Raw genomic sequence first — 25,314 nt, 5'->3', positions numbered from 1 at the left:
GTCGCCAGGCCGGCTTCAGGCGGCCCGGAACGGGCTGCGGGCTTCGAGGTGCTCCAGGTACGCCTCGACGCCCTGGCCCTCCCGTTCGAGGAACCGCTCCACCGCATCGGCGAACGCCGGGTGCGCCAGCCAATGGGCGCTGCATGTCTTCACCGGCATCAGCGCCCTTGCCATTTTGTGCTCGCCCTGCGCGCCGCCCTCGAAGCGGTGCAGGCCCCGGGCAATGCACCACTGCAGCGGCTGGTAATAGCAGGCCTCGAAGTGCAGGCAGTCGACCCGCTCCAGCGCACCCCAGTAGCGGCCGTAGGCCACGCCGTCACCGGTGGCCACCAGGCTGGCGGCGATCGGCCGGCCGCCGCGCTCGCCCACGAACATGACCCAGTGCTGCGGCATGTCGGTCGCCATGCGGGCAAAGAAGTCCCGGGTCAGGTACGGGGGGTTGCCGTGCTCGCGGTAGGTGCGCTCGTAGCACCGGTAGAAGAAGTCCCAGTCGGCCGGCGAGATCGCCGCGCCCTCGAGCGCGCGGAAGCCCACGCCGGCCTCGGCCACCTTGCGCCGCTCCTGGCGGATCTTCTTGCGCTTGTCCTGCGCCAGGCTGGCGAGGAAGGCGTCGAAGTCGGCGTAGCCGGCGTTGTCCCAGTGGAACTGCACGGTGCTGCGGGCCATCAGGCCCTCGGCTTCGCAGGCGGCCGCGTCCGCCTCGGAGAGGAACAGCAGGTGCAGGGAGGACAGGCCTTCCTCGCGGCACCAGGCGACCAGGGCCCGCACCAGCGCCCGGCGGGCTTGCGCGTCGCGCGCCAGCAGCCGGGCGCCGGGCACCGGCGTGAACGGCACGGCGACCAGCCCCTTGGGGTAGTAGGCCAGGCCGTGCTGCTCGTAGGCGTTGGCCCAGGCCCAGTCGAACACGTACTCGCCGTAGGAGTGGGCCTTGCGATAGAGCGGGCAGGCTGCCTGCAGTTCGCCCCCGCGCCACAGGGTCAGGAAGGCCGGGGTCCAGCCGGTGCGCGGCGCGGCGCTGCCGCTGGCGTGCAGTGCGCCCAGGTACTCGTGGCGCATGAACGGGGTCGGCTGGGCCTCGTGGGCCAGCAGCGCGTTCCAGGCGTCGCGCGGGATCCCGGCGGGGTCGGCGAAGAGGCGGGTGACATAATCGAACGAGTTGTTTTTCACTGCTGGAATGGCCCTCAACATCTGTATAGCCCAGCTCAATGTCGTGGTGGGCGACATGGCCGGCAATGCCCGCAAGATCATCGACGCCGCGCGCGAGGCCTACGCCCGGGGCGCCCGGCTGGTCGTCACCCCCGAGCTGTCCCTGTGCGGCTATCCCGCGGAGGACCTGCTGCTGCGCCCGGCCTTCATCGCCGCCTGCGATGATGCCCTGGACGCGGTGGCCCGCGAGCTCGCCGGGTTGAAGGGGCTGCACGTGGTGGTGGGGCACCCGAAGGGCGGCGACGTCCGCAGCCGCTCGGTCCAGGTCCAGCGCCGGCTCAATGCCGCCAGCGTGGTCTGCGAGGGCCGCGTCGTCGCCAGCTACGCCAAGCGCGAGCTGCCGAACTACCAGGTCTTCGACGAGCGCCGTTACTTCGCGCCCGGCGAGGGCAGCTGCGTCTTCGAGGTCGAGGGCGTGCGGGTGGGGCTGCTGGTCTGCGAGGATGCCTGGTTCGAGGCGCCGGCCCGCGACGCGCGCGATGCCGGTGCCCAGGTGCTCGCCGTCATCAACGCGTCCCCGTTCCATGTGGGCAAGGGCACCGAGCGCATCGCCCGCATGGCCGAGCGCGCCCAGGCCGTGGGCCTGCCCCTGGTCTATGCCCACCTGGTGGGCGGGCAGGACGAGGTGGTGTTCGACGGCGCCTCCTTTGCGGTCTCGGCCGCCGGCGCCCTGGTGGCCCGCGCGCCGGCCTTCCGCGAGGCCGCCTTCATGCTCCAGGCGCAGGCCGGGGCGGGCGGCGTCACGCTGTCCGGCGCCCTGTCCCAGGTGCACAGCGACGAGGCTGACCTGTGGGATGCGCTGGTGCTCGGCGTGCGCGACTACGTCGGCAAGAACGGCTTCCCCGGCGTGCTGCTCGGGCTGTCGGGCGGCATCGACTCCGCCCTGGTGCTGGCCGTCGCGGTCGATGCCCTCGGCGCCGACAAGGTGCGCGCGGTCATGATGCCCTCGCCCTACACCGCCGACATCTCCTGGATCGACGCTCGGGAGATGGCCCGGCGCCTGGGCGTGCGGTATGACGAGATGTCCATCGTGCCGATGTTCGAGGCCTTCAAGGCCACGCTCGCCACCGAGTTCGCCGGCCTGCCCGAGGACACGACCGAGGAGAACCTGCAGGCCCGCATCCGCGGCACCCTGCTGATGGCGCTGTCCAACAAGTTCGGCAGCATCGTGCTGACCACCGGCAACAAGAGCGAGATGGCCACCGGCTACTGCACGCTCTATGGCGACATGGCCGGCGGCTTCGCGGTGATCAAGGACCTGCTCAAGACCCGCGTGTTCAGCCTCGCGCGCTGGCGCAACGCCAACGACCCGTACGGCACCGGCGCCAGCCCGATCCCCGAGCGCATCATCACCCGCCCGCCCAGCGCCGAGCTGCGCCCCGACCAGAAGGACCAGGACAGCCTGCCGCCCTACGAGGTGCTGGACGCGATCCTGGAGCGCTACATGGAGGAGGACGAGGGGGTGGAGGAAATCGTCGCCGCCGGCCATGACCGGGCCACGGTCGAACGCATCGCCCGCCTGATCCGCATCAACGAATACAAGCGTCGCCAGGCGCCGGTGGGCATCCGCGTGACCCACCGCAGCTTCGGCAAGGATTGGCGCTATCCTATTACCGCGCGTTTTCGCGCCTGACTCCCCGAAAGAAGCAAGACAAGTTCCATGAAACAGATCACCGCCATCGTCAAGCCGTTCAAGCTCGAGGAAGTCCGCGAGGCCCTGGCCGAATGCGGCGTCACCGGCCTGACGGTCACCGAGGTCAAGGGCTTCGGCCGCCAGAAGGGCCACACCGAGCTGTATCGCGGTGCCGAGTACGTCGTCGACTTCCTGCCCAAGGTGAAGGTCGAAGTGGTGGTGCGCGACGACGTGGTCGACCAGTGCGTGGACGCCATCGTCAAGGCCGCCCGCACCGGCAAGATCGGCGACGGCAAGATCTTCATCACCTCGGTCGAACGCGTGGTTCGCATCCGCACCGGCGAGATCGACGAAACCGCGATCTGACGGGCCCGGCCGCGCGGCGCCAGGCGCCGCGCGGGTCGCCTCAGATCTGCGAGAGGTCGGCCGGCGCCTTGAGCCCGGCTTCCTGCACCAGCGCCGCGAGCAGTTCCGGCGCGTCGCCGCCGGTGCGCACCAGCCCCATCTGCCAGTCGTTCATGAAGCCGTGGCCCACGGCCGACCGCATGAACGCCATCATCGGCGCCCAGTAGCCCGCCACATCCAGGATGCCCACCGGCTTGTCGTGGTAGCCGAGCTGGCGCCAGGTCCAGACCTCGAACAGCTCCTCGAAGGTGCCGATGCCGCCGGGCAGCGCCAGGAAGGCGTCGGCGCGCTCGGCCATCATCCGCTTGCGCTCGTGCATCGTTTCCACGATGTGCAGCTCGGTGCAATCGCGCTTGGCGAACTCCTTGTCCACGAGGGCGCGGGGGATGATGCCGACCACCCGGCCGCCTGCCGCCAGGGTGGCGTCGGCGACCTGGCCCATGAGCCCGTTATTGCCGCCCCCGTAGACCAGCTGGCCGCCGTGGCGGCCGATCCAGTGGCCGACCTCGCGGGCCACCTCGGTGAAGACGGGGTCGTTGCCGGGGCGCGAGCCGCAGTAGACGCAAATGGAAAAATTCGGGGTCATCAGACGAAGAAGCGTTGGTGGAGGGCGGCAGCCCAGATGCCGCCGGCCAGCAGCAGGCACAGCAGGACGGCCGCGCTGCCCATGTCCTTGGCGCGCTTGGACAGGCTGTGCCACTCGGGGCCGATCCGGTCGATCGCGGCCTCGATGCCCGAGTTGAGCAACTCCACGATCATCACCAGCAGCACCGAGCCGGCGAGCAGGGCGGTTTCGACCCAGGAACGCCCGAGCCAGAAAGCGGCGGGCACCAGGACCAGGGCGGCGATGGCCTCCTGGCGGAAGGCGGTCTCGCCCCAGCCCGCACGCAGGCCGGCCAGCGAGTAGCCGGTGGCGTGCCAGACGCGGTCCAGGCCGGTGCGCAGCTTCTGGGGATTGGCGGGGGAGGGCGCGGAATCGGCGTCGGGCAGCGTCGGCATGCGCGCCATTCTCGCGTACCCGGACGGCGCCGCTTCAGGCCTTGGGCGCCGCTGTGACCAAGCGGGTGCCGGCCAGGGCGTCGTGCCAGAACTGGCGTTGCGGATGGAAGCGGCTCAGGAGCGCCCAGACCGAGACCCAGCCGATCGTGAGCACGGCCACCTCGCCTGCGGGCAGGCGCATCGGGGCCAGTACCGCCAGCGGCGGCAGGAACCAGATCCAGGCCAGGAAGTAGCGCAGCAGCGCACGGCCCTGGCTGACGGGGCGGCCCTGCGGGTCGACGATGCGGATGCCCCAGGTCTTCATGGCCAGGGTCTGGCCCTTGGCCCAGAACCAGGCGAAATAGATGCCGAAGACGATGAACAGGAATGCCTGGAGCAGGGGGCGGCGCGCGTCCATGGCGTCGCGCATCTGGCCGAGGGTGCTGAACAGCCAGCCGGAGATGAAGACGATGGCGAACAGGAGCACGCCTTCGTACATCCAGCAGGCCATGCGGCGGCGCAGGCTGGGGGCGCGCAGGGCGTCGACCGGGGAGGCCGCGCCGGCGGCGACCGCCTCGGACCGGGGGGAGGAACTCACGCTGGGAAAGCCTTCAATGGGTGGGTGGGGTCGACTCGCCCGGCGGCACCACCACGATTCGCGGGGGCTTGGGTTCGTCCTGGCCGGGGCGGGGCACGTTGGCCAGCTTGCTGTGGGGCACCGGCTTGAGGGCGGCGGCGGTGGCCGGCGGCTGCTTCGGGGTAGCGCCCTCGGCCAGCTTGCGGCGCTCCTCGGGCGGGAGCGCCTGGTAGGCCTCCCACTTGGCGCGCTTCTCGTCCGCCGACAGCTGCTGGGCCTCGCCGAAGTTCAGGCGTGCCTGGGAGCGCTGCTGCGGGCTCAGCGAGGCCCATTCGGCCATGCGGCTGTGCATCTTGGCTTGCTCGGCCGGCGGCAGGCGGGAGAAATTGGCCGCCAGGGCGATCCACTTGCGGCGATGGGGCTCGTTCAGCTGATCCCAGCTGCGGGACAGGGGCGACAGGGCCTGGCGCTGGTCCGGGGAGAGCTGGCTCCAGTTCGGGACCGATGGCGTGGCGACGGCCCGTAGGGCCGAGGACGCGACCGTGGCGGCCGAGGCCTGCGCGGGCGCCTGGGCCTGGACGGCCGTGGCTGCTAGGGCCAGCGGCCAAGCAGCCAGTGCGGCCAGCCGCCCGAGGCGACGCAGGCGAGGGGAGGTCGGGGCCAGGAACACGCGGGGTCCCCTGGCCTTACTGTCCGGTCTTCAGGAACTGGGCGAAGCCCGGGTCGGCATAGGCGGCCGGCGGCAGGTCGTCCGTGAGGAGGGCGGCATCGACCTCGGCGACTTCACTGGCGCGGATCTCGTTCTGGACCAGGTGGATCGCGACCAGGCCGGCGGCCAGCACCACCACCGGCAGGGCCGAGGCCAGGCGGCCCCAGAAGCCCAGGTGCTCCTGGGCGCTGTTGAACCCGGCCAGGGCGAAACCGCGGACGCGGCTGACGATCGGCTCGGGCTTGCGGCTGGCGACGGCCCGGACACGGGCGGCACGCAGGCGCTCGGACACGTCATGCGGCAGCGACTGGCTGCCCTCCGACAGGCGCGCGGCAACGCGCCGGCCGAACTGGTCGTGCAGTCTTTGCGTGCGTTGTGCGGGCGAGTTGGTCATGCTTGTATTCCCCGAGCCTTCAGTGCTTTGCTGAGGGCCTGAACCGCGCGGGAGCAGTGCGTCTTGACACTGCCTTCCGAACAGCCCATGGCCGCCGCCGTTTCGGCCACGTCCATGTCCTCCCAGTAACGCATCAGGAACGCTTCCCGTTGACGTGCTGGCAATTCCTGGATGACGGTTTCGATCTCTCGCAAGATCTGGGCCCGGCGCGTGGCGTCTTCGGCACTCTCCACCCGTTCGGAGGCATCGGAGGGCAAATAAGTTTCCAGCAGGTCGAAATCCTGGCCATCCTCGGAGTCCGTCTCGAACTCGCTGAGGTTGGAAAACAGGGCGCTGCGGGTCTTCTGGCGGCGGAACCAGTCCAGCGTGCAGTTGGACAGGATCCGCTGAAACAGCATGGGGAGCTCGTCCGCCGGCTTGTCGCCATAGTGCTCGGCCAGCTTCATCATGCTTTCCTGCACGATGTCGAGGGCGGCTTCCTCGTCGCGGACGTGGTAGACCGAGCGCTTGTAGGCTCGTTTTTCCACGCTTCGCAGGAAGTCGGATAGTTCTCGTTCGGTGGCCAAGGGGCGGCTGCGGGGTGTCTTCTCGGGTACCGCCCGCGCCCAGTCGGCTGGGTCTCGGCGGCGCGGAATTATGGCATTGGCCGGGATCCGGGCTGGCGCGGCTGTGCTGCAGTGCGATAATGGCGGCTGCACGTCATAGGCAAACGAGCCCTGATCCGGCGGATGAACCCTCCCGCCCATGGTCCGGCGCTCTAAGTCCCGACGCTGCCTCACGAGGGCGGGCGAAGGGGCACCCCACGTTTTTCGTCAGAGAAGAATCGGAAGGTTGATCATGGAAATCTCCAAGGCCGAAATCGCTTCGGCAGCTGCCGCTGGCGCCGCCTCGCAAGAGCTGCGTGGCGCCGAAATCCTCGTCAAGTGCCTGCAGGCCGAGAGCGTCAAGTTCATCTGGGGTTACCCGGGCGGCGCGGTCCTGCACATCTACGACGCCCTGTACAAGCAGGACACCATGCAGCACATCCTGGTGCGCCATGAGCAGGCCGCCGTGCACGCGGCGGATGGCTATGCGCGCGCCACCGGTGACGTGGGCGTGGCCCTGGTGACCTCGGGCCCGGGCGTGACCAATGCCATCACCGGCATCGCCACCGCCTACATGGACAGCATCCCGATGGTGATCGTCACCGGCCAGGTGCCCACCGCCGCCATCGGCCTGGACGCCTTCCAGGAGTGCGACACCGTCGGCATCACGCGCCCCATCGTCAAGCACAACTTCCTGGTGAAGGACGTCCGCGACCTGGCCGATGTCATGCGCAAGGCCTTCCACATCGCCCGCAGCGGCCGCCCCGGCCCGGTGGTGGTGGACATCCCCAAGGACGTCTCGTTCAACAAGACCGCCTGGACCGGCTACCCCGAGAAGGTGGAGATGCGCTCCTACAACCCGGTGCGCAAGGGCCACGGCGGCCAGATCCGCAAGGCGCTGCAACTGCTGATGTCGGCCAAGCGCCCGTACATCTACACCGGCGGCGGCGTGGTCCTGGGCAATGCGACCGCGGAGCTGCGCGAGCTGGCCGACATGCTCGGCTACCCCTGCACCAACACCCTGATGGGCCTGGGTGCCATCAAGGCCAGCGACCCGAAGTTCCTCGGCATGCTGGGCATGCACGGCCGCCTGGAGGCGAACAACGCCATGCAGCACTGCGACGTGCTGCTGGCCGTGGGCGCGCGCTTCGACGACCGCGTGATCGGCAACCCCAAGCACTTCGCGCAGAACGAGCGCAAGATCATCCACATCGACATCGACCCCTCCAGCATCTCCAAGCGGGTGAAGGTCGACATCCCCATCGTGGGCGACGTGAAGGAGGTTCTGGCCGAGCTGATCGCCATGATCAAGGAGTCCGGCCTGAAGCCCGACACCGACGCCCTGGCCGGCTGGTGGGAGACCATCGAGGGCTGGCGCCAGCGTGACTGCCTGCGCTACGACCGCGACAACCAGGAAGTGATCAAGCCGCAGTACGTGATCGAGACCCTCTCGAAGCTCACCCGTGGCGTGGACACCTACATCACTTCCGACGTCGGCCAGCACCAGATGTGGGCCGCGCAGTACTACGAGTTCGAGGAGCCGCGCCGCTGGATCAACTCCGGCGGCCTGGGCACGATGGGCGTGGGCATTCCCTATGCCATGGGCATCAAGCTCGCCAAGCCCGACTCCGAGGTGTACTGCGTGACCGGTGAAGGCTCGGTGCAGATGTGCATCCAGGAGCTGTCGACCTGCCTGCAGTACAACACCCCGATCAAGGTGATGGCGCTGAACAACCGTTACCTGGGCATGGTGCGCCAGTGGCAGCAGCTGGACTATGAAGGCCGCTACAGCCACAGCTACATGGACGCGCTGCCCAACTTCGTGAAGCTGGCGGAGGCCTATGGCCATGTGGGCATGCTGATCGAGCACCCGCGCGACGTCGAGCCGGCCCTGCGCGAGGCTCGCCGGCTCAAGGACCGCACGGTCTTCATGGACTTCCGCACCGACCCCACGGAGAACGTGTTCCCCATGGTCAAGGCCGGCAAGGGCATCACCGAGATGCTGCTCGGTTCCGAAGACCTGTAAAGTCCATCCCTTTCCCCTGCAGCGAATCTATTGACCGCCGAGCCCGCGCATTACCGTGCGCGGGGGAGGGCGGCGAAAGCGCAAGCTTCCGCGAAGTCGAAAAGAGGAGTCTCGTCAAAATGAAACACATCATCGCAGTCCTGCTCGAGAACGAGCCGGGCGCCCTGTCCCGCGTGGTGGGCCTGTTCTCGGCCCGCGGCTACAACATCGAATCGCTCACCGTGGCGCCGACGGAAGACCCGTCGCTGTCGCGCATGACCATCCAGACCACCGGGTCCGACGACGTGATCGAGCAGATCACCAAGCACCTGAACCGCCTCATCGAGGTGGTCAAGGTGGTCGACCTGACCGAGGGTGCCTACACCGAGCGCGAGCTGATGCTCGTGAAGGTGCGCGCCGTGGGCAAGGAACGTGAGGAGATGAAGCGCATGGCCGACATCTTCCGCGGACGCATCATCGACGTCACCGAGAAAAGCTACACCATCGAGCTGACCGGCGACCAGTCCAAGAACGACGCCTTCCTGGAGGCGATCGACCGCACGGCCATCCTCGAGACGGTCCGTACGGGTGCCTGTGGCATCGGCCGCGGCGAGCGCATCCTGCGCGTTTAATCCCGCCGCTGCTGGCGACAACCTTTTTTTAAGAGAGACGAAAAATGAAAGTTTTCTACGACAAGGACTGTGACCTGAGCCTGATCAAGGGCAAGACCGTCGCGATCATCGGCTACGGCTCGCAGGGCCACGCCCACGCCCAGAACCTGAACGACAGCGGCGTGAAGGTCGTGGTCGGCCTGCGCAAGGGCGGCGCCTCCTGGGACAAGGTCGGCAAGGCCGGCCTGACCGTGATGGAAGTCAACGAGGCCGTCAAGGCCGCCGACGTGGTCATGATCCTGCTGCCCGACGAGCAGATCGCCGAGGTGTACAAGAACAACGTCGAGCCGAACATCAAGCAGGGCGCTTCCCTGGCCTTCGCCCACGGCTTCAACGTGCACTACAACCAGGTCGTCCCCCGCGCCGACCTGGACGTGTGGATGGTCGCCCCCAAGGCCCCCGGCCACACCGTGCGCAACACCTACACCCAGGGCGGCGGCGTGCCCCACCTGGTCGCCGTGCACCAGGACAAGTCCGGCCGCGCCCGTGACCTGGCCCTGTCCTACGCCATGGCCAACGGCGGCGGCAAGGCCGGCATCATCGAGACCAACTTCAAGGAAGAGACCGAGACCGACCTGTTCGGCGAGCAGGCTGTTCTGTGCGGTGGCGCCGTCGAGCTGATCAAGATGGGTTACGAGACCCTGGTCGAGGCCGGCTACGCCCCCGAGATGGCCTACTTCGAGTGCCTGCACGAGCTGAAGCTGATCGTGGACCTGATCTACGAGGGCGGCATCGCCAACATGAACTACTCGATCTCCAACAACGCGGAGTTCGGCGAGTACGTGACCGGCCCCGAGGTGATCAACGAAGAGTCCCGCAAGGCCATGCGCAACGCCCTCAAGCGCATCCAGAACGGTGACTACGCCAAGATGTTCATCCAGGAAGGCCGCCTGAACTACCCGAGCATGACCGCCCGCCGCCGCAACACCGCCGACCACTCCATCGAAGTGGTGGGCGCCCAGCTGCGCGCCATGATGCCCTGGATCGCCAAGAACAAGCTGGTCGACCAGACCCGCAACTAAGCCGCTCCCGCGCCGCGAACAAGGCCGCCCCCCGGGGCGGCCTTTGTTTTTCGGGGGCTTGGTTACACTGCGCGCATGCATGATGGTTCCGAATCGCAACCCGCGCCCCTGACCGAGGGAGTGCCGGTGCGCAAGCCCCGCAAGGGCATTTACGTCCTTCCCAACCTGTTCACGCTGGCCGCCTTGTTCGGCGGCTTCTATGCGGTCGTGATGGCCATGAACGGCCGCTTCGACCTGGCGGCCGCGGGTGTCTTCAGCGCCATGGTGCTGGACAGCCTCGACGGGCGGGTGGCCCGCATGACCAACACCCAGAGCGCGTTCGGCGAGCAGATGGACTCGCTGTCGGACATGGTGTCCTTCGGCGCCGCGCCGGCCCTCATCGCCTACGAGTGGGCGCTCAAGGGCCTGGGCCGCTGGGGCTGGATCGCCGCCTTCGTCTACTGCGCCTGCGCGGCGCTGCGCCTGGCCCGCTTCAACGTGAACACCGCGGTGGTCGACAAGCGCTACTTCCAGGGCCTGCCGTCGCCGGCCGCCGCGGCCCTGGTCACCGGCTTCATCTGGCTCATGGAGGAGCAGGTGGTGCAACCGGTCGACGTGGCCTGGCTGATGTTCGCCTTCGCGCTGTTCGCCGGTCTGACCATGGTCACCAACGTGCCCTTCTACAGCTTCAAGGACGTGTCCATGAAGAAGTCGGTGCCGTTCGCCGCGATCGTGCTGATCGCCCTGGGCATCGCCGTGATCAACATCCACCCGCCGATCGTGCTGTTCGGGCTGTTCGTGGCCTACAGCCTGTCCGGCTACGTGATCTACGGCTGGCGCAAGGCGAAGGGACACCCCACCAGCGTCATCAGTACTTCCACCGATGAGCCTGACGAACGTGGCTTGCACGATTGATGCTCGTCTGTGATAGAGTGCATTTCATGTCGCGCATCTCGCTGGCCCTGCTGCTAATCCCCCACGGGCGGAGACGGTAGCGCGCGCGCACACCCCACTCACGGCCCGTTTGCACCCGCAGCGGGCCGTTTTGCTTTCGGATCGTTTTTCAGGAGCTCCCATGGCAGACAAGCTGATCATCTTCGACACCACCTTGCGTGACGGCGAGCAATCGCCCGGCGCCTCCATGACCAAGGACGAGAAGCTGCGCATCGCCCGCCAGCTCGAGCGCCTGAAGGTCGACGTGATCGAGGCCGGCTTCGCCGCCAGTTCCAACGGGGACTTCGAGGCCGTCCAGGCCATCGCCAACGCGATCAAGGACTCGACGGTGTGCTCGCTCTCGCGCGCCAACGACCGCGACATCTCCCGTGCCGCCGAGGCCCTGCAGGGCGCCAGCCGCGCGCGCATCCATACCTTCATCGCGACGTCGCCGCTGCACATGGAAAAGAAGCTGCGCATGTCGCCCGAGCAGGTGCTCGAGCAGGCCAAGCAGGCCGTGCGCTTCGCCCGTAACGTCTGCGCTGACATCGAGTTCTCCGCCGAGGACGGCTACCGCAGCGAGCTGGACTTCCTGTGCCGTGTGGTCGAGGCGGTGATCAAGGAAGGCGCGACCACCATCAACATCCCGGACACCGTGGGCTATGCGGTGCCTGAGCTGTACGGCAACTTCATCCGCGAGCTGCGCGAGCGCGTGCCCAACTCGGACAAGGCCATCTGGTCGGTCCACTGCCACAACGACCTGGGCATGGCCGTGGCCAACTCCCTGGCCGGCGTGAAGATCGGCGGCGCGCGCCAGGTCGAGTGCACCATCAACGGCCTGGGCGAGCGCGCCGGCAACTGCTCGCTCGAAGAGGTGGTGATGGCGGTGAAGACCCGCCGCGACTACTTCGGCCTGGATGTCGGCATCGACGCCTCGCACATCGTCGCCGCCAGCCGCATGGTCAGCCAGACCACCGGCTTCGTGGTCCAGCCGAACAAGGCGGTCGTTGGCGCCAACGCCTTCGCCCATGCCTCCGGCATCCACCAGGATGGCGTGCTCAAGGCGCGCGACACCTACGAGATCATGCGTGCCGAGGACGTGGGCTGGGCCGCCAACAAGATCGTGCTGGGCAAGCTCTCCGGCCGCAACGCGTTCAAGCAGCGCCTGCAGGAACTGGGCGTGGCGCTCGAGAGCGAGGCCGAGACGATTGCCGCCTTCGCCCGCTTCAAGGAACTGGCTGACCGCAAGAGCGAGATTTTCGACGAGGACATCCTGGCCCTGGTCAGCGACGAGAGCGCGGCCAGCCACCAGGAACACTACGGCTTCGTCTCGCTCGCGCAACACAGCGAGACCGGCGAGCGTCCCCATGCCAAGGTGGTGTTCACTGTCGAGGGCAAGGAAGTGACCGGCGAGTCGGACGGCAACGGCCCGGTCGACGCGTCCCTCAAGGCCATCGAGAGCCATGTCCGCAGCGGCGCCGAGATGGTGCTGTATTCGGTGAATGCCATCAGCGGCTCGACCGAGAGCCAGGGCGAGGTGACGGTGCGGCTGCAGAACGCCGGGCGCGTGGTCAACGGCGTCGGCGCCGACCCCGACATCGTGGTCGCTTCCGCCAAGGCCTACCTGGCCGCCCTGAACAAGCTGCAAAGTAAATCTGAGCGGGTGGCTGCACAAGGCTAGTTTCAATACCTATAATTCGGAAACAGACTTAGGAATTGCTTCTAAGTCGTTGAATTAGTGCAGTTTTCCCTCGTTGTTTGACGCTTTGGAATGGCGTTTTCCGAGCGTGGCGGGGGAAATGCATCCTTTGGTATTGGATGGCGATGAAAAAAACCTGGAACGGCCTGGTACACGCAGTTGCAGCCCTGATGATCCTGTCAGGCACCGGCATTGCCGCTGCTGCGCCGACCTCGCCTTCCAAGGAGCCGGCCGTCCGCAAGGCCAAGGCCCAGGCGGTGTCGTCCAAGGCCAAGCGCCGTGCCGTCGTCGGCGCGGCCGTGGCGGGTGCCGCCGTCGTGGCGGCCCGTCCGTCCTACGGCCAGATGGCCGGCCTGCACTCCACCCAGGACGACCTCGACCTGCGCTCCAGCGTGGCCCTGGTGATTGACCAGGACACCCGCGAGGTGCTGCTGCAGAAGAACGACACCGCAGTGCTGCCGATCGCCTCGCTGACCAAGCTGATGACCGGCATGATCATCTCCGAAGCCAAGCTGCCGATGGACGAGGTCATCACCATCACCCAGGACGACGTGGACACCGAGAAGGGCAGCGGCTCCCGCCTGCGCGTGGGTGCCCAGCTGACCCGTGCCGAGGCCATGCACCTGGCGCTGATGTCCAGCGAGAACCGCGCCGCCCATGCTCTCGGCCGTACCTACCCGGGCGGCCTGCAGGCCTTCGTTTCCCTGATGAACGGCAAGGCGCGCCAGCTCGGCATGAACAACACCACCTACGTGGAGCCGACCGGGCTGTCCAGCCGAAACCAGTCCAGCGCGCGCGACCTCGCGGTGCTGGTGGCGGCCGCCTCGAACGACCCGATGCTGCGCGAGTACTCCACCTCGCACGGCGCCCAGGTGGCGGTGGGCAAGCAGACGCTGCAGTACAACAACACCAACCGCCTGGTGAAGCATCCCGACTGGGACATCGGTCTGCAGAAGACCGGCTACATCTCCGAGGCCGGCCAGTGCCTCGTGATGCAGGCGAAGGTCGCCGGCCGTCGGCTGGTGATGGTTTTCCTGGATTCCGCCGGCAAGCTCAGCCGTATTGCCGACGCCGAGCGCGTCCGTCGCTGGGTGGAGCACAACAGCAAGGCGGCCCTGGTGCCGGCGAACGTTTCCACGGCCCGCAACTCCCACAGCTGATCGCGCGACGCGGGGCGCCGCGGGGCGCAGAAGCACGAACGGCCCCGAGGGGCCGTTTTTCATGGGGTACTGGAAGGCGGCGGGGGCGCGTACGGTGTGCGCGTCATGCCCGCCGTGCGCCGTGCGCCGGCGCCGGCCTCAGGCCGCGGCCTGGCGCTTCTCGCCCTGGAAGCCGAGGGCGGCCGAGATCTCGTCGGCAGTGGCCTGCAGCTTGGGCAGCCAGTTCTCGTCCAGCCGGTCGGCCGGCGCGGAGATGGACAGGCCGGCCACCAGGCGGCCCTGGTCGTCGTAGATGCCGGCCGCCATGCAGCGCACGCCCAGCTCGAGTTCCTCGTTGTCGCGGGCCATGCCGTACTGGCGCGCCTTGGCGAGTTCGCGTTCCAGGATGGGCAACTGGGTGATGCTGTTGCGCGTGTGGCCCGCCAGGCCGGTGCGGGTGGCGTAGGCCCGCACGCGCTGCGGGTCGTCGGCCGCCAGGAACAGCTTGCCGGTCGAGGTGAGGTGCAGCGGCGCGCGGCCGCCGATGGCGCGCACCACCTGCATGCCGGAGCGCTCGCTGTAGGCGCGCTCGATGTAGACGATCTCGTCGCCCTGGCGCATGGAGAGGTTCACCGGTTGCTGGATCTGCTTGTGCAGGTCGCGCATGGGCATGAGGGCGGCATCGCGCACGTTGAGGCGGCCCTTGACCAGGTTGCCCAGCTCCAGCAGGCGCATGCCCAGGCGGTAGCTGCCGGCCTCCGGGCGATCGACGAAGCGGCCGATGGCCAGGTCGTTCAGGATGCGGTGGGTGGTGGACGGGTGCAGCCCGGTGCGCTCGGCGATCTCCTTGAGCGGCATGGGTTCCTCGCGCGAGGCCAGGACATCGATGAGCGCGAACATGCGCTCGATCACCTGGATGGTGGGCGTGGCGGGTGCGCCGCCATCGGTCTTCTTCATGGGCAATCCCTCCGGACCGGCGGGATTTTATCTGGTGAAACCGAATTTGGCTATCCGGCAGGTGTTCCGGGCACCCAGCGGCCGTCCTGCAGGGTCTCGAACGGCTGGAAACGGGACTTGTAGTTCATCTTCCGGCTTTCGGCGATCCAGTAGCCCAGGTAGACGTGGGGCAGCCCGAGCTGGCGCGCCTGCTCGATCTGCCAGAGGACGCTGTAGGTGCCGTAGCAGGCCTTCGGGTCGGGCTCGTAGAAGGTGTAGACCGCGGACAGGCCGTCGCCGAGCACGTCGAGGATGGAGACCATGCGCAGCGCGCCGGGCGAGCCGTCGGCCTGGGTTTCGCGGAATTCGACCAGCCGGGAGTTCACCCGGCTCTGGAGCAGGAACTGGGTGTACTGGTCGATGCTGTCGTGGTCCATGCCGCCGCCGCTGTGGCGGCCGGTCTGGTAGCGCAGGTACAGGTGGTAGTGCTCCGGGACGAAGCACAGCTTGAGCACGCGCGCTTGCAGGCCGGCGTGCTGGGCCCAGGCGCGGCGCTGGCTGCGGTCGGGCTTGAAGTCGTGCGCCCGCACGCGCAGGGGGATGCAGGCGCGGCAGCCGTCGCAGTACGGCCGGTAGGTGAACATGCCGCTGCGGCGGAAGCCGTTGGTGACCAGCTCCGAGTAGGCGTCGTTGTGGATCAGGTGGCTCGGGGTGGCGACCTGGGACCGGGCCTGGCGGCCTGGGAGGTAGCTGCAGGGGTAAGGCGCGGTGGCGTAGAACTGCAGCGTCTGTAGCGGTAGGTCCTTGAGGTGGGTCACGCTAGCTTCCGGGCGTCTGCGGCAGGAGTTCGCGCCAGTATACGGAATCGAAATGCCAGCGCAGCGGCGGGGCCTCGGTGCCGCGGGCGACGGCGGCGAGGAAGTCGCCGCGGTCGATCTCGCGGGCGCCGAGCGAGGCCAGGTGGCGGGTGTTCTGCTGGCAGTCGACCAGGGCCACGCCCTGCGCGCGGCACAGCGCGACCAGGCCGGCCAGGGCGATCTTGGAAGCGTCGGTCACCCGCGCGAACATGGATTCGCCGAAGACGGCGTGGCCGATGGCCACGCAGTACAGCCCGCCAGCGAGCTCGCCATTGATCCAGGTCTCGACGCTGTGCGCGAAGCCGGCGCGGTGCAGCGCGCGGTAGGCCGAGACCATGGCCGGCAGGATCCAGGTGCCGTTCTGGCCCTCGCGCGGGCTGCGGGCGCAGGCCTCGATGACGCGGTCGAAGGAGTCGTCGATACGCAGCTCGCAGCCGGGGTGCCGGATGAAGTTCTGCAGGGTCTTGCGCAGCGAGCGGTGGAGGCGGAACTCGGCGGGCATGAGCACCATGCGCGGGTCGGTGCTCCACCACAGGATCGGCTGGCCGTCGCTGAACCAGGGAAAGATGCCGCTGCGGTAGGCCCGCAGCAGGGTGTCGACGTCAAGCGCGCCGCCGGCCGCCAGCAGGCCGGGCGCAGGCGACTCCGGACCCCAGGCGCGGGCCGGTTCGGGGAAGTCGTCGCCCGGCTCGAGCCAGGGCAGGGCGGGGCGGCGGCGGACCATCAGGCGGCGTCCCACCGCCAGGGGCGCAGCATGGGGGCGGCGGACGGCCCCTGCCACGCGACCGCCGCGGCCCACTGGCCCGGCCGGTCCAGGGGTGCCAGCTGCCAGCGGCCGGGGGCGAGCCCCGGCAGGTCGCCGGCCACGATGCAAGCCGCCTCGCCGGTGCTCACGACGAAGCGGTCCAGCCCGCCGGCGAGGCCGCAGCCCAGGGCCTTGAGCACCGCCTCCTTGCGGACCCAGCAGCGCCAGGCGTGCCAGCGGCGCTCGGCTAGGGGAGCGGCGCCGATCTCGGCGCGCTCGGCCGCCGTGAAGGCGGGCAGCAGGTCCTCGAGCGACACGCGCGGGTCGAGCACCTCGATGTCGACGCCCACCGGGCCCTCGGCAGCCAGCGCCACCAGGGCGTGGTCGCCCGAGTGGGACAGGTTGAAGTGCAGGCCGCGCCCGGCTTCGGGGTGGGTGAGGTGGGGCTTGCCGAAGGCGCCGCGCGCCAGGCGCAGGGCACTCGCCTCGCAACCGAGCCGGCGTGCCAGCAGCGCGTGCAGGGCGGCCTGGGCGGCGGCGGCACGCCGTCGCAGCAGGGGGTGGCGCAGGCGCCGGGCCTGCGCGCGCTGGCCGGCGTCGAGCGCCGGTCGCCATCGGGCGACGGCAGCAGCCGGGATTCGCAGGGGGACGTGCCAGACCTCCACCGCGCCATTATGGCCAGCGCGGGCCGACCGTCCGGGCGGGCGGGTCGTGTGCGCCGGGAGAATTTGTACACGCCCGCTTTTGGCGCGGATTAAACGGTCGCGCATGACTCTTACAATTCCAACTTTGGGTAGTTCAACGGGCTTATGCAAGATTCGACGATCCCGACCGTCGCGGGCACCTTCGCGGTCGACATCGACCACCTGCACGCGCTGGGGGTGGTGGATCCGTATTCGCCCCAGAGCATCGAGCTGTACCAGTCGGGCAAGCTCACCAGCGACGAGCGCCTGTACTTCTCCCTCTGGGGCTCTTCGGAGCTCAGCACCTCGTTCTTCGACGCGCGCTCACGCATCTGCACCGCGGGCGGGCCGGTGGGCGCCGCCTACTTCGTGATCAAGGGCCATGCCCTGGGCGTGCAGGGCGAGACCATCTACCGGATGGGGCCGGGCAGCGTGATCGGCCTCGCCGAAGGCGTGGGCGGGCTGCCCTACAGCATGACCGTGGTGGCGGTGAGCCACTGCCAGGTGCGCGTGTTCCCGATGTCGACCATCGGCAAGCTGGTCAAGAAGATGCCCCAGGGGCTGCGCGGCATCCTGAAATCGGCCGTCATGCGCACGCTCAAACTCGAGAAACCGCCGGAGTTGCTGCTGTGAATACCTTCCAGGAAGTGGACCTCAAGGAGGGCGAAGTGCTGTTCGAGGCCGGCGCGCCGGCGGACAAGCTGTACTTCATCCAGTCCGGTGCGATCGACATGCGGGACAAGAACTCCGGCACCGTGTTCGCGACGCTGCGCTCCGGGGAGTCCTTTGGCGAGCAGGCCATGCTGCAGGGCGGCATCCGCGGCGCGACCGCGGTGGCGCGCGAGGCCTCCAAGTGCCTGGAGATCACCGCCGAGGGGCTGCGCGCGATGCTCAAGTCGCAGTCGGCCATCCTCACGCCCGTGTTCGAGGCGCTCATGCTGCAGCAGAACATGCACAACGCACTGCGTTCCGGAAAATGACCGCCATGGCCCATCCCCGCTGCGACGAACTGGCCCGCTCCCTCGACGATACGCTGCGCGCGCTGCGCGAGCCCTGGCCGGCGCAGTGGCCGGGCCTGGCGCTGGTGCTGCAGCGTTGCCTGGACCGGCTGGGCCCGATCGAGGAATCCGAGCGCGCGCGCGCGCAGCCCGTGGCACGGTGCGCGCTGGACGTGGCGGCCTTGGTCGAGGCGGATGGCCGCCAGCGCCATGGCGCCGGTTGCGAGCCGCAGTACCACAGCCGCCTGCACATCGCCGATACGCTGGTGTGCATGACCCACCTGCTGCTGGCGCAGCGCCGGGTCGACGGGCGCGAGTCCCGCGGCCTGGGCCTGCAGGAGGCCATCGCGCTGCTGGTGATGGCGGGGCACGACTACCTGCACACCGGCCTGATCAACCGCGTGCCGTACGAGTTGGAGAACCGCTCCCTGGAGGCGCTGCGCCCGGTGATGCGCCGGCACGGCCTCGATGCCCGCGACGAGGCGACGGTCACCCACTGCATCCTGCGCACCGAGCCCTCGCAGGTGAAGGCCTCGCACCAGGCGATCGCGGGCCGCCCGTTCAGCCTGGGCGATCGCGACTGCCTGGCGGTGATGGTGGAGGAGGCCGACATCATGGCCAGCACCCTGCCGGTGACCGCCGAGGCCCAGACGCACCGGCTGGCCGTGGAGTGGGAGGTGGCCAACCCGGTCGCAGCGAAGAACCTGCAGTCGCCCAAGGCCCGCCTGTTCTTCCTGGAGCATGCGGCGCTGTTCTCCACGCCGGCCGCCCGCGTGCTGGGGCTGGACGAGGTCAAGCGGCGCGAGATCGAGTCGATCAAGGCGACGCTGCCGGCGGCCTGAAGCCGGCGCGCGCCGCCCGGCGCGGATAATCCACCCGGCGGCTCCGGTGCGGGGCCGCACGCTCCTACGCCCCGGTCGCATGCCTGATCCCACGCCTTTCCAGGTGCTGAGCCTCATCCCCCCGATGACGCAGCTCAACACCCCGTATCCCTCCACCGCCTACCTCACCGGCTTCCTGCGCTCGCGCGGCATCGCGGCGGCGCAGGCCGACCTGGCGCTGGGGCTGGTGCTGCGGCTGCTGTCGCGCGATGGCGTGGCGCGCCTGCGGGAGGCCGCCCTGGCGCTGGACGAGGCGCGGCGCAGCGCGCCGGTGAACAGCTTCCTCGACCACTACCCGCGCTACGCCGCCACCATCGACCGCGTGGTTGCCTTCCTGCAGGGGCGCGACGACACGCTGGCCCACCGCATCGCCAGCCGCGGCTTCCTGCCCGAGGGCCCGCGCTTCGCGGCGGTCGATGCCTACGACGACGGCGAGTCCGGCGACCCCCTGGGCTGGGCCTTCGGCGCCCTGGGCAGCACCGACCGCGCCCGCCACCTGGCCACCCTGTACCTCAACGACCTTGCCGACGTGATCCGCGACGCGGTGGACGAGCGCTTCGAGTTCGTGCGCTACGCCGAGTCGCTGGCTGCGGCGCAGCCGAGCTTCGACCCGCTGGCGCAGGCGCTAGCGGCGCCCCCGAACCTGGTCGACGAGGTGCTGGCGGACCTGGCCCTGCAGGCCTTCGACGCGCATGCGCCGCAGCTGGTGCTGCTGTCCGTGCCGTTCCCCGGCTCGGTCTACGGCGCGTTGCGCATCGCGCAGGCCCTGCGCGCGCGGCATCCGCAGGTGCGCATCGTCCTGGGGGGCGGCTTCGTCAACACCGAGCTGCGAGAGCTGTCCGAGCCGCGCCTGTTCGACTTCGTGGACTTCGTCACCCTCGATGGCGGCGAGCGTCCGCTGCTGGCGCTGATCGAACACCTGCGGGGCGGGCGGGGGCGCGAGCGCCTGGTGCGTACCTTCGTGCGCGGGGACGATGGCGCGGTGCGCTTCGTCAACTGGCCCGAGCCCGACGTGCCCTTCGAGGAGGTCGGCACGCCCACCTGGGACGGGTTGCCGATCCACGACTACCTGAGCCTGCTGGACATGCTCAACCCGATGCACCGCCTCTGGAGCGACGGGCGCTGGAACAAGCTGACCGTGGCCCATGGCTGCTACTGGAAGAAGTGCAGCTTCTGCGACGTGAGCCTGGACTACATCAGCCGCTACGAGACCGCCGCCGCGAGCACGCTGGCGGACCGGATCGAGCGCATCGTCGAGGAGACTGGGCAGACCGGCTTCCACTTCGTCGACGAGGCCGCGCCGCCCAAGGCGCTGCGCGCGCTCGCCGAGGAGCTGATTCGCCGCGACCTGCCGATCTCCTGGTGGGGCAACATCCGCTTCGAGAAGACCTTCACCCCCGAGCTGAGCGAGCTGCTCGCGCAAAGCGGCTGCATCGCGATGTCGGGCGGCCTGGAGGTGGCCTCCGACCGCCTGCTGGCCCTGATGAAGAAGGGCGTGACGGTGGACCAGGTGGCGCGCGTCACGCGGGGCATGGCCGATGCCGGCATCCTGGTCCACGCCTACCTGATGTACGGCTTCCCCACGCAGACCCTGCAGGACACGGTGGACGCGCTGGAGTACGTGCGCCAGCTGTTCGAGAACGGCTGCATCCACAGCGGCTTCTTCCACCGCTTCACCTGCACCGTGCACTCGCCGGTGGGGCAGGACCCGCAGGCCTATGGCGTGCGCCTGGTGCCGCTGCCCGAGGGCCGTTTCGCGAAGAACGACATCGGCTTCATCGACCCCACGCCCATGCCCCGCGGGGTCGACCACGACCTGCTCGGTCGCGGCCTGAAGAAGGCGATCTACAACTTCATGCACGGCATCGGCCTGGAGCAGGACGTGCGTGCCTGGTTCGAGCTGCCCAAGGGCCTGTGCCCGAAGCCGACGGTCAAGCGCGACCGGATCGCGCGGGCGCTGGGCCAGGGCTGAGACCCCGGCCGCCGGCGCGTCATTCCGGCTTGTACTGGATCGAGCGCAGGATCTCCCCCTGCTGGTCGTAGGCGGCGCGCAGGTCCTTCGCCAGCTCCTCGCTCGTCAGGGGCAGCCCCGTCTCCATGCCCATGGCCTCGATGCGCTGGCGCACGGCCGGCTGCTTCAGGTACTGCAGCGTGATCTCGCGCACCCGGGCCTGGATGCCAGCGGGCAGGTCGGGCGTGGACCACAGGCCCATCCAGCCGACGTCGTTCAGCGCCGGGAACCCGAGCTCGGTGAACGTGGGCACCTCCGGCAGCGCCGTGAGCCGCGTCGGGAAGTTCACCGCGTAGGCCTTCAGCTTGCCCGCCTTGATCAGGGGCAGCGAGGTGGCCGGCGCGTCGAACATCAGCGGCACATGGCCCCCCATGACGTCCTGCAGCGCCGGGGGCGACCCCTTGTAGCCGACGTGGCTGAGGTCCACCCCAGCCAGGCGGCCGAACAGCACGCCGGACGTATGGGCCCGCATGCCGCTCGCGTAGGAGGCATAGCTCATGCGGCCTCCCTGGGACTTGATGTGCGTGACCAGCTCCTTGAGGTTGCGGGCCGGCAGCTGGTTGTTGGCCACCAGGATCAGGCCCTGGCGGCTGACCTGCACCAGCGGCTTGAGGTCCCGGAACGGCTGGAACGCGACCTTGTAGGCCTGCGGGGTCTCGCTCACGATGCCGCCCTGAATCAGCAGCAGGGTGTGGCCGTCGTGCGGAGCCTTGAGAAGGTCGGCGACCGCGATCGCGCCCGCCGCGCCCGGCTTGGCGTCGACGATCACCGGCTTGCCGATGGCCGGGGCGAGTCCTTCCGCGACGAGCCGGGCCAGGGCGTCCGCCGTGCCGCCGGCCGGGCCACCGACGACGATGCGTACCGGCCGGGCGGGCCAGTCCTGTGCCAGGGCGCCGAGGCTGGCGACCGCGGCCGCCGCGGCCACTGTCCAGGTTCGCAGGCGCCGCAGCGCAAGTCCGAAGCCGTTCATGGGGTGTCTCCTGTTGATTCTTGTACGGGGGGGGGCCGCCGCGCGGGCGGCCCGGGTTCAGCGCGACTTGTGCAGGTAGCCCTGGTTGCCGCCCTTGCGGTTCGGCGCGAAGCCGTTGGCCTGCAGGGCCTCCTCGGCCGTGTCGTAGAACACGCCGATGCGGCAGATCTCGCGGGCCTCCTTGGCGGTGGCGATCTCGCGGCCGAACTCGTGCGAGATGCGCACCAGCTGCTCGATCTGCCGGACCGAGCTCTGCCGGGCGGTGCGCTTCTGGTTCCAGAGCACGTCCTCGGTGCCGCAGCGCACATGCAGTCCCATGGCGATGCCCATCATATTGACCGGCAGCACGTTGCGCACGTTGCTCTCCACGGTGACCACGGCGCCGTCGGGAACGCCGCGCAGGAAGTTGCCCAGGCTGTAGACGTTGGGCGTGTCCATGCCGCCACCGATGGCGACCCAGTTCATCACCAGCGGGCCCTTGTAGAAGCCGCGGCGGATCAGGCGCTCGACCGACTCGAAGCTGTTGGTGTTGTAGCACTGGAAGGCGCTCTGGATGCCCGCTGCGCTCAGGCGGCGCACATGCTCCTCCACCCAAAGGGGATTGGCCGGGACGACCATGTCCTTGTAGGTGTCGAAGAGCTTGGGGTTCTCGCGCGAGGTGCCGATCACGTCACCGTCCTCCATGTGGTCGGTCACGTTCATCTGCGAGGTATTGACGGTCACGGTCACCTGGTCGGGTACCGGGTCGAGCTCGGCGAGCATGTGGCGGGTGTCGTCCGACAGCCACCTGGCCGCTTCGCCCTCGCTTTCCGGGGCGAACGAGATCGAGCCGCCGACCTGGATGATCATCTCCGGCACCGCCTTGCGCACGCCCGCGATCAGCTCGTTGAACTTGGACAGGCGCTTGCTGCCCTTGCCATCGAGTTCGCGCACATGCAGGTGCAGCACGGTGGCGCCGGCGTTGTAGCAGTCCACCGCCTTCTGGATCTGCGCCTCCATCGTGACCGGAATGTCTTCGGGGAAGTCGGAGGGCAGCCAGCCCGGGGCATAGGGGGCGGCGGTGATGATCAGCGGCTGCTGGTTTTCGGGGAAGAGGTGGCCGTCGAGGAAGTTCATGGTCGGGGGCGATGATGAGGGGAGGGGATCAGTACGGCCGGTCGCCGATGATGGCGGCGCGCTCCATCTTGCGGGGCTCGGGCCAGTAGTCCATGACCGCGTAGTGCTGGGTGCTGCGGTTGTCCCAGATGGCCACGCTGTTGGGCTTCCAGCGGAAGCGCACCTGGTATTCGGGGATGGTGGCCTGGCTGATCAGGTAATTCAGCAGGTGGCTGGCGCCCGGCGTCTTGTCGAGGCCGAAGCGCACGTTCCCGGGCGTGTGGTAGTTCACGAAGTGGGTGGTGAAGCTGCACACGTTCAGCACCTTCTCGCCGGTCTCGGGGTGGGTGCGGACCACGGGGTGTTCGGCCGGCGGGTTCTCCAGGGCCAGCTTCGTGCGGGCTTCCTGGCTCATGACGGCGCCGAAGGAATGCTCGATGCTGCTGCGGGCGCGCAGGCCGTCGATGCGCTTCTTGATGTCGTCGGGCAGCTGGCGGTAGGCCTCGACCATGTTCACCCAGATCGTGTCGCCGCCCACCGGCGGCACCTCGATGCTGCGCAGCACGCAGCCCATGGCCGGCGTCTGGCGCCACAGGCCGTCCGAGTGGTAGTTGTTCTCGTAGTTCTCGCGCTTGTCGTTGCGGTAGATCTGCACCAGGCCCGGATGGTCGGGGTCGCTGCCGGCGACGGGGTGATCCTCCAGCTCGCCGAAGCGCCGCGCGAACGCGACATGCTCGGCGCGGGTGATGTCCTGGTCGCGCAGGAACAGCACGCGGTGCTTCAGCAACAGCGCCTTGATCTCGGCAAACAGGTCCGGGGAGCGCGCGGCATCCCCCAGGTGGACGCCGGAAATCTCGGCGCCGATGGTCTTGGTGAGCTGTTCGACTCGCATGTCGTGTCCCTCGTTGAAATGCAGCAGGGGGCATTCTTCGGATCGGCCAGAGCGGGCGCTTGACATTGCACGCCAGCGCTTGACGATCCATGACAAACCAACCGGATTCCAGCGATCGCCAGCGCCAGCCGGGCGCTGATTCGCTTACGCTTGCGTCATGACGCCCCTGGTCCGAAGCGCCACCTTCGCGAAGTACTCGGCCGTTGCCCGCGGCCTGGGCATCGACCCGGTACGCATGGTCAGCCATGCGGGCCTGGACCGGTCATGCCTGGTCACGCCGGACCTGCGGGTGCCCGAGGCCTCGCTGGCCGAGGTGCTGGATGCCTCGGCCCGGGCGGCCTCCTGCGCCTCGCTGGGCCTGCTGGTGGGCGAGTCCTGGCGGCTGTCCGATTTCGGCGTGATCAGCCTGCTGCTGCAGCACCAGCCGACCCTGCGCCAGGCCCTGCAGGAGCTCAGGCACTACCGCCACCTGCTCAGCGACTCGGTGGTGGTGGACGTGAGCGATTTCCCCACCGTGTCGGTGGTGCGCCTGGCGCTGGTCACCGGCCGGGCCTACCCGGGCCGGCAGCCGATGGAGCTGGCGATGGGCGTGCTGCTGTCCCTGTGCCGCCACCAGCTCGGACAGCAGTGGATGCCGCGGTCGGTGCACTTCACGCATGCCGCGCCGCAGGGCACGCAGATCCACCGGCGCATGTTCGGCGGGCAGCTCGAGTTCGGCTCGGAGTTCGACGGCCTGGTGCTGGCCGCCGGCGAGCTGGACAAGGTCAACCCCCTGTGCGATGCGCGCATGGCCGGCTACGCGAAGGACTTCGTGGATCTGCAGCCGCGCAAGGCCCGCAGCGTCGCGCACGAGGTGCGCCGCGCCGTGCATGTGCAGCTGCCCCGGGGCCGTTGCACGGTCGACCTGGTCGCACAGTCGCTGGGGCTGAGCGCGCGCACGCTGCAGCGGCAGATGGAGCAGGAAGGGGTGAGCTTCCTGTCGGTGGTGAACGAGGTGCGGCGCGACCTGGCGGTGCGCTACCTCGCGGGGGAGGTCCACTCGGTGTCGCAGGTCGCGGAGCTGCTCGGCTTCGCGCAGGTCAGCGTGTTCTCGCGCTGGTTCAGCCAGCAGTACGGCTGCCCACCGTCGCGCTGGAACAAGCCCTGAGCGCCGGCGGCTCCCGGCGTCCGGGCCGCACTCAGGACGCGGCGCGCAGCATCTGCCGACCGATGACCAGCTGCTGGATCTGGGTCGTGCCTTCGTACAGGCGCAGCAGGCGCACGTCGCGGTAGAAGCGCTCCACCGGGTACTCGTTGATATAGCCCGCGCCGC

28 protein-coding genes are annotated in these 25,314 nt (G+C 68.9%); 13 read left to right on the top strand and 15 right to left on the bottom strand.

Going from position 1 to position 25,314, the window contains the following annotated elements:
- Positions 1-15 precede the first annotated feature (15 nt).
- Positions 16-1,188 carry a GNAT family N-acetyltransferase gene (locus ACFQZY_RS17580; protein ID WP_377418257.1) on the bottom strand — a complete coding sequence of 391 codons (1,173 nt, stop codon included), beginning with the start codon at positions 1,186-1,188 and terminating at the stop codon, positions 16-18.
- Between ACFQZY_RS17580 and ACFQZY_RS17575 the strand changes: the two genes are divergently transcribed.
- A complete protein-coding gene (locus ACFQZY_RS17575; RefSeq protein WP_377418254.1) occupies positions 1,175-2,839 on the top strand; it encodes an NAD+ synthase in 1,665 nt (554 codons plus the stop codon). The two genes, ACFQZY_RS17580 and ACFQZY_RS17575, sit on opposite strands and share 14 nt — an antisense overlap.
- A gap of 27 nt (positions 2,840-2,866) precedes the next feature.
- Positions 2,867-3,205, top strand: coding sequence for a P-II family nitrogen regulator (locus ACFQZY_RS17570; RefSeq protein WP_377418251.1), 339 nt, complete (start codon positions 2,867-2,869; stop codon positions 3,203-3,205).
- Positions 3,206-3,245: 40 nt separating this feature from the next.
- On the opposite strand, the gene ACFQZY_RS17565 is transcribed toward ACFQZY_RS17570, so the two are convergent.
- The 6 genes from ACFQZY_RS17565 to ACFQZY_RS17540 form a co-directional block, all read right to left on the bottom strand.
- Positions 3,246-3,830 (bottom strand): TIGR00730 family Rossman fold protein, encoded by a 585-nt coding sequence (locus tag ACFQZY_RS17565; RefSeq protein WP_377418249.1) that lies wholly within the window; start codon positions 3,828-3,830, stop codon positions 3,246-3,248.
- Positions 3,830-4,243 (bottom strand): diacylglycerol kinase, encoded by a 414-nt coding sequence (locus ACFQZY_RS17560; RefSeq protein WP_377418246.1) that lies wholly within the window; start codon positions 4,241-4,243, stop codon positions 3,830-3,832. The genes ACFQZY_RS17565 and ACFQZY_RS17560 overlap by 1 nt, the downstream gene beginning before the upstream one ends.
- Before the next feature lie 34 nt (positions 4,244-4,277).
- On the bottom strand, positions 4,278-4,733 hold the full coding sequence (locus tag ACFQZY_RS17555) for an RDD family protein (protein WP_377418424.1): 456 nt from the start codon (positions 4,731-4,733) through the stop codon (positions 4,278-4,280).
- 100 nt (positions 4,734-4,833) lie between these two features.
- Entirely contained in the window at positions 4,834-5,469 is a 636-nt protein-coding gene (locus tag ACFQZY_RS17550; RefSeq protein WP_377418244.1) for a DUF3106 domain-containing protein, read from the bottom strand.
- A gap of 16 nt (positions 5,470-5,485) precedes the next feature.
- Positions 5,486-5,902, bottom strand: coding sequence for a DUF3619 family protein (locus tag ACFQZY_RS17545; protein ID WP_377418242.1), 417 nt, complete (start codon positions 5,900-5,902; stop codon positions 5,486-5,488).
- On the bottom strand, positions 5,899-6,468 hold the full coding sequence (locus ACFQZY_RS17540) for an RNA polymerase sigma factor (protein ID WP_377418239.1): 570 nt from the start codon (positions 6,466-6,468) through the stop codon (positions 5,899-5,901). The genes ACFQZY_RS17545 and ACFQZY_RS17540 overlap by 4 nt, the downstream gene beginning before the upstream one ends.
- Positions 6,469-6,739: 271 nt before the next feature.
- Between ACFQZY_RS17540 and ACFQZY_RS17535 the strand changes: the two genes are divergently transcribed.
- The 6 genes from ACFQZY_RS17535 (at position 6,740) to pbpG (ending at position 13,955) form a co-directional block, all read left to right on the top strand.
- Positions 6,740-8,512: an acetolactate synthase 3 catalytic subunit gene (locus ACFQZY_RS17535; protein ID WP_377418236.1), complete on the top strand. Its 1,773-nt coding sequence runs from the start codon at positions 6,740-6,742 to the stop codon at positions 8,510-8,512.
- A 119-nt stretch (positions 8,513-8,631) separates the two neighbouring features.
- A complete protein-coding gene (gene ilvN, locus ACFQZY_RS17530; protein ID WP_377418234.1) occupies positions 8,632-9,123 on the top strand; it encodes an acetolactate synthase small subunit in 492 nt (163 codons plus the stop codon).
- Between the two features lie 44 nt (positions 9,124-9,167).
- Positions 9,168-10,184 (top strand): ketol-acid reductoisomerase, encoded by a 1,017-nt coding sequence (gene ilvC, locus ACFQZY_RS17525; protein WP_377418231.1) that lies wholly within the window; start codon positions 9,168-9,170, stop codon positions 10,182-10,184.
- 75 nt (positions 10,185-10,259) lie between these two features.
- Positions 10,260-11,078 (top strand): CDP-diacylglycerol--serine O-phosphatidyltransferase, encoded by an 819-nt coding sequence (pssA, locus tag ACFQZY_RS17520; RefSeq protein WP_377418228.1) that lies wholly within the window; start codon positions 10,260-10,262, stop codon positions 11,076-11,078.
- A 160-nt stretch (positions 11,079-11,238) separates the two neighbouring features.
- The gene (locus ACFQZY_RS17515; protein ID WP_377418226.1) at positions 11,239-12,777 is read left to right on the top strand and encodes a 2-isopropylmalate synthase; all 1,539 of its coding nucleotides are present in this window, start codon (positions 11,239-11,241) and stop codon (positions 12,775-12,777) included.
- Positions 12,778-12,965: 188 nt separating this feature from the next.
- The gene (gene pbpG, locus ACFQZY_RS17510) at positions 12,966-13,955 is read left to right on the top strand and encodes a D-alanyl-D-alanine endopeptidase (RefSeq protein WP_377418421.1); all 990 of its coding nucleotides are present in this window, start codon (positions 12,966-12,968) and stop codon (positions 13,953-13,955) included.
- A gap of 138 nt (positions 13,956-14,093) precedes the next feature.
- Here the strand turns inward: pbpG and ACFQZY_RS17505 are convergent, their stop codons facing one another.
- From ACFQZY_RS17505 to ACFQZY_RS17490, 4 genes are read right to left on the bottom strand one after another with little or no spacing between them, the layout of a single operon-like run.
- Positions 14,094-14,891: an IclR family transcriptional regulator gene (locus tag ACFQZY_RS17505; RefSeq protein WP_377418223.1), complete on the bottom strand. Its 798-nt coding sequence runs from the start codon at positions 14,889-14,891 to the stop codon at positions 14,094-14,096.
- A 50-nt stretch (positions 14,892-14,941) separates the two neighbouring features.
- Positions 14,942-15,688 carry an arginyltransferase gene (locus ACFQZY_RS17500; RefSeq protein WP_377418220.1) on the bottom strand — a complete coding sequence of 249 codons (747 nt, stop codon included), beginning with the start codon at positions 15,686-15,688 and terminating at the stop codon, positions 14,942-14,944.
- Between the two features lies 1 nt (position 15,689).
- Complete coding sequence (aat, locus tag ACFQZY_RS17495; RefSeq protein ID WP_377418217.1) at positions 15,690-16,451, bottom strand: leucyl/phenylalanyl-tRNA--protein transferase; 762 nt, start codon at positions 16,449-16,451, stop codon at positions 15,690-15,692.
- On the bottom strand, positions 16,451-17,137 hold the full coding sequence (locus ACFQZY_RS17490) for a 4'-phosphopantetheinyl transferase family protein (RefSeq protein ID WP_377418214.1): 687 nt from the start codon (positions 17,135-17,137) through the stop codon (positions 16,451-16,453). Before ACFQZY_RS17490 ends, aat begins: the two co-directional genes overlap by 1 nt.
- Before the next feature lie 144 nt (positions 17,138-17,281).
- Between ACFQZY_RS17490 and ACFQZY_RS17485 the strand changes: the two genes are divergently transcribed.
- From ACFQZY_RS17485 to ACFQZY_RS17470, 4 genes are all read left to right on the top strand, one after another.
- Positions 17,282-17,788 carry a Crp/Fnr family transcriptional regulator gene (locus tag ACFQZY_RS17485; protein ID WP_377418211.1) on the top strand — a complete coding sequence of 169 codons (507 nt, stop codon included), beginning with the start codon at positions 17,282-17,284 and terminating at the stop codon, positions 17,786-17,788.
- Positions 17,785-18,135: a cyclic nucleotide-binding domain-containing protein gene (locus tag ACFQZY_RS17480; RefSeq protein WP_377418208.1), complete on the top strand. Its 351-nt coding sequence runs from the start codon at positions 17,785-17,787 to the stop codon at positions 18,133-18,135. The genes ACFQZY_RS17485 and ACFQZY_RS17480 overlap by 4 nt, the downstream gene beginning before the upstream one ends.
- A 5-nt stretch (positions 18,136-18,140) precedes the next feature.
- A complete protein-coding gene (locus ACFQZY_RS17475) occupies positions 18,141-18,995 on the top strand; it encodes a hypothetical protein (RefSeq protein ID WP_377418206.1) in 855 nt (284 codons plus the stop codon).
- Positions 18,996-19,074: 79 nt separating this feature from the next.
- Positions 19,075-21,006: a B12-binding domain-containing radical SAM protein gene (locus ACFQZY_RS17470; RefSeq protein WP_377418204.1), complete on the top strand. Its 1,932-nt coding sequence runs from the start codon at positions 19,075-19,077 to the stop codon at positions 21,004-21,006.
- Between the two features lie 19 nt (positions 21,007-21,025).
- Here the strand turns inward: ACFQZY_RS17470 and ACFQZY_RS17465 are convergent, their stop codons facing one another.
- The 3 genes from ACFQZY_RS17465 to ACFQZY_RS17455 are packed head-to-tail and all read right to left on the bottom strand — an operon-like array spanning position 21,026 to position 24,002.
- The gene (locus tag ACFQZY_RS17465; protein ID WP_377418202.1) at positions 21,026-22,015 is read right to left on the bottom strand and encodes a tripartite tricarboxylate transporter substrate binding protein; all 990 of its coding nucleotides are present in this window, start codon (positions 22,013-22,015) and stop codon (positions 21,026-21,028) included.
- Positions 22,016-22,072: 57 nt separating this feature from the next.
- Complete coding sequence (locus ACFQZY_RS17460) at positions 22,073-23,131, bottom strand: 3-keto-5-aminohexanoate cleavage protein (RefSeq protein ID WP_377418200.1); 1,059 nt, start codon at positions 23,129-23,131, stop codon at positions 22,073-22,075.
- A gap of 28 nt (positions 23,132-23,159) precedes the next feature.
- Positions 23,160-24,002 carry a TauD/TfdA dioxygenase family protein gene (locus ACFQZY_RS17455; RefSeq protein WP_377418198.1) on the bottom strand — a complete coding sequence of 281 codons (843 nt, stop codon included), beginning with the start codon at positions 24,000-24,002 and terminating at the stop codon, positions 23,160-23,162.
- 157 nt (positions 24,003-24,159) lie between these two features.
- On the opposite strand from ACFQZY_RS17455, the gene ACFQZY_RS17450 reads away from it, so the two are divergent.
- A complete protein-coding gene (locus ACFQZY_RS17450) occupies positions 24,160-25,149 on the top strand; it encodes an AraC family transcriptional regulator (protein ID WP_377418196.1) in 990 nt (329 codons plus the stop codon).
- A 31-nt stretch (positions 25,150-25,180) separates the two neighbouring features.
- On the opposite strand, the gene ACFQZY_RS17445 is transcribed toward ACFQZY_RS17450, so the two are convergent.
- Positions 25,181-25,314 (bottom strand): acyl-CoA dehydrogenase family protein (locus tag ACFQZY_RS17445; protein WP_377418418.1); only part of this gene is annotated, 134 nt, incomplete at its 5' end.

Origin of the sequence: Ramlibacter sp. GCM10027632 (genome assembly GCF_042675325.1) — a bacterium.
GTDB lineage: Bacteria > Pseudomonadota > Gammaproteobacteria > Burkholderiales > Burkholderiaceae_C > Ramlibacter.
This window is presented reverse-complemented; position numbering and strand designations above follow the sequence as displayed.

Excerpts from the sequence above, each read along its gene's own strand:
- ACFQZY_RS17545 (WP_377418242.1), bottom strand. The coding sequence starts at position 5,902 with ATGACCAACTCGCCCGCACAACGCACGCAAAGACTGCACGACCAGTTC.
- ACFQZY_RS17470 (WP_377418204.1), top strand. The coding sequence starts at position 19,075 with ATGCCTGATCCCACGCCTTTCCAGGTGCTGAGCCTCATCCCCCCGATG.
- ACFQZY_RS17450 (WP_377418196.1), top strand. The coding sequence starts at position 24,160 with ATGACGCCCCTGGTCCGAAGCGCCACCTTCGCGAAGTACTCGGCCGTT.
- ACFQZY_RS17535 (WP_377418236.1), top strand. The coding sequence starts at position 6,740 with ATGGAAATCTCCAAGGCCGAAATCGCTTCGGCAGCTGCCGCTGGCGCC.
- ACFQZY_RS17455 (WP_377418198.1), bottom strand. The coding sequence starts at position 24,002 with ATGCGAGTCGAACAGCTCACCAAGACCATCGGCGCCGAGATTTCCGGC.
- aat (WP_377418217.1), bottom strand. The coding sequence starts at position 16,451 with ATGGTCCGCCGCCGCCCCGCCCTGCCCTGGCTCGAGCCGGGCGACGAC.
- ACFQZY_RS17485 (WP_377418211.1), top strand. The coding sequence starts at position 17,282 with ATGCAAGATTCGACGATCCCGACCGTCGCGGGCACCTTCGCGGTCGAC.
- ilvN (WP_377418234.1), top strand. The coding sequence starts at position 8,632 with ATGAAACACATCATCGCAGTCCTGCTCGAGAACGAGCCGGGCGCCCTG.
- pbpG (WP_377418421.1), top strand. The coding sequence starts at position 12,966 with ATGATCCTGTCAGGCACCGGCATTGCCGCTGCTGCGCCGACCTCGCCT.
- ilvC (WP_377418231.1), top strand. The coding sequence starts at position 9,168 with ATGAAAGTTTTCTACGACAAGGACTGTGACCTGAGCCTGATCAAGGGC.
- ACFQZY_RS17580 (WP_377418257.1), bottom strand. The coding sequence starts at position 1,188 with ATGTTGAGGGCCATTCCAGCAGTGAAAAACAACTCGTTCGATTATGTC.
- ACFQZY_RS17460 (WP_377418200.1), bottom strand. The coding sequence starts at position 23,131 with ATGAACTTCCTCGACGGCCACCTCTTCCCCGAAAACCAGCAGCCGCTG.
- ACFQZY_RS17570 (WP_377418251.1), top strand. The coding sequence starts at position 2,867 with ATGAAACAGATCACCGCCATCGTCAAGCCGTTCAAGCTCGAGGAAGTC.
- pssA (WP_377418228.1), top strand. The coding sequence starts at position 10,260 with ATGCATGATGGTTCCGAATCGCAACCCGCGCCCCTGACCGAGGGAGTG.
- ACFQZY_RS17465 (WP_377418202.1), bottom strand. The coding sequence starts at position 22,015 with ATGAACGGCTTCGGACTTGCGCTGCGGCGCCTGCGAACCTGGACAGTG.
- ACFQZY_RS17475 (WP_377418206.1), top strand. The coding sequence starts at position 18,141 with ATGGCCCATCCCCGCTGCGACGAACTGGCCCGCTCCCTCGACGATACG.
- ACFQZY_RS17560 (WP_377418246.1), bottom strand. The coding sequence starts at position 4,243 with ATGCCGACGCTGCCCGACGCCGATTCCGCGCCCTCCCCCGCCAATCCC.
- ACFQZY_RS17565 (WP_377418249.1), bottom strand. The coding sequence starts at position 3,830 with ATGACCCCGAATTTTTCCATTTGCGTCTACTGCGGCTCGCGCCCCGGC.
- ACFQZY_RS17515 (WP_377418226.1), top strand. The coding sequence starts at position 11,239 with ATGGCAGACAAGCTGATCATCTTCGACACCACCTTGCGTGACGGCGAG.
- ACFQZY_RS17575 (WP_377418254.1), top strand. The coding sequence starts at position 1,175 with ATGGCCCTCAACATCTGTATAGCCCAGCTCAATGTCGTGGTGGGCGAC.
- ACFQZY_RS17555 (WP_377418424.1), bottom strand. The coding sequence starts at position 4,733 with ATGGCCTGCTGGATGTACGAAGGCGTGCTCCTGTTCGCCATCGTCTTC.
- ACFQZY_RS17505 (WP_377418223.1), bottom strand. The coding sequence starts at position 14,891 with ATGAAGAAGACCGATGGCGGCGCACCCGCCACGCCCACCATCCAGGTG.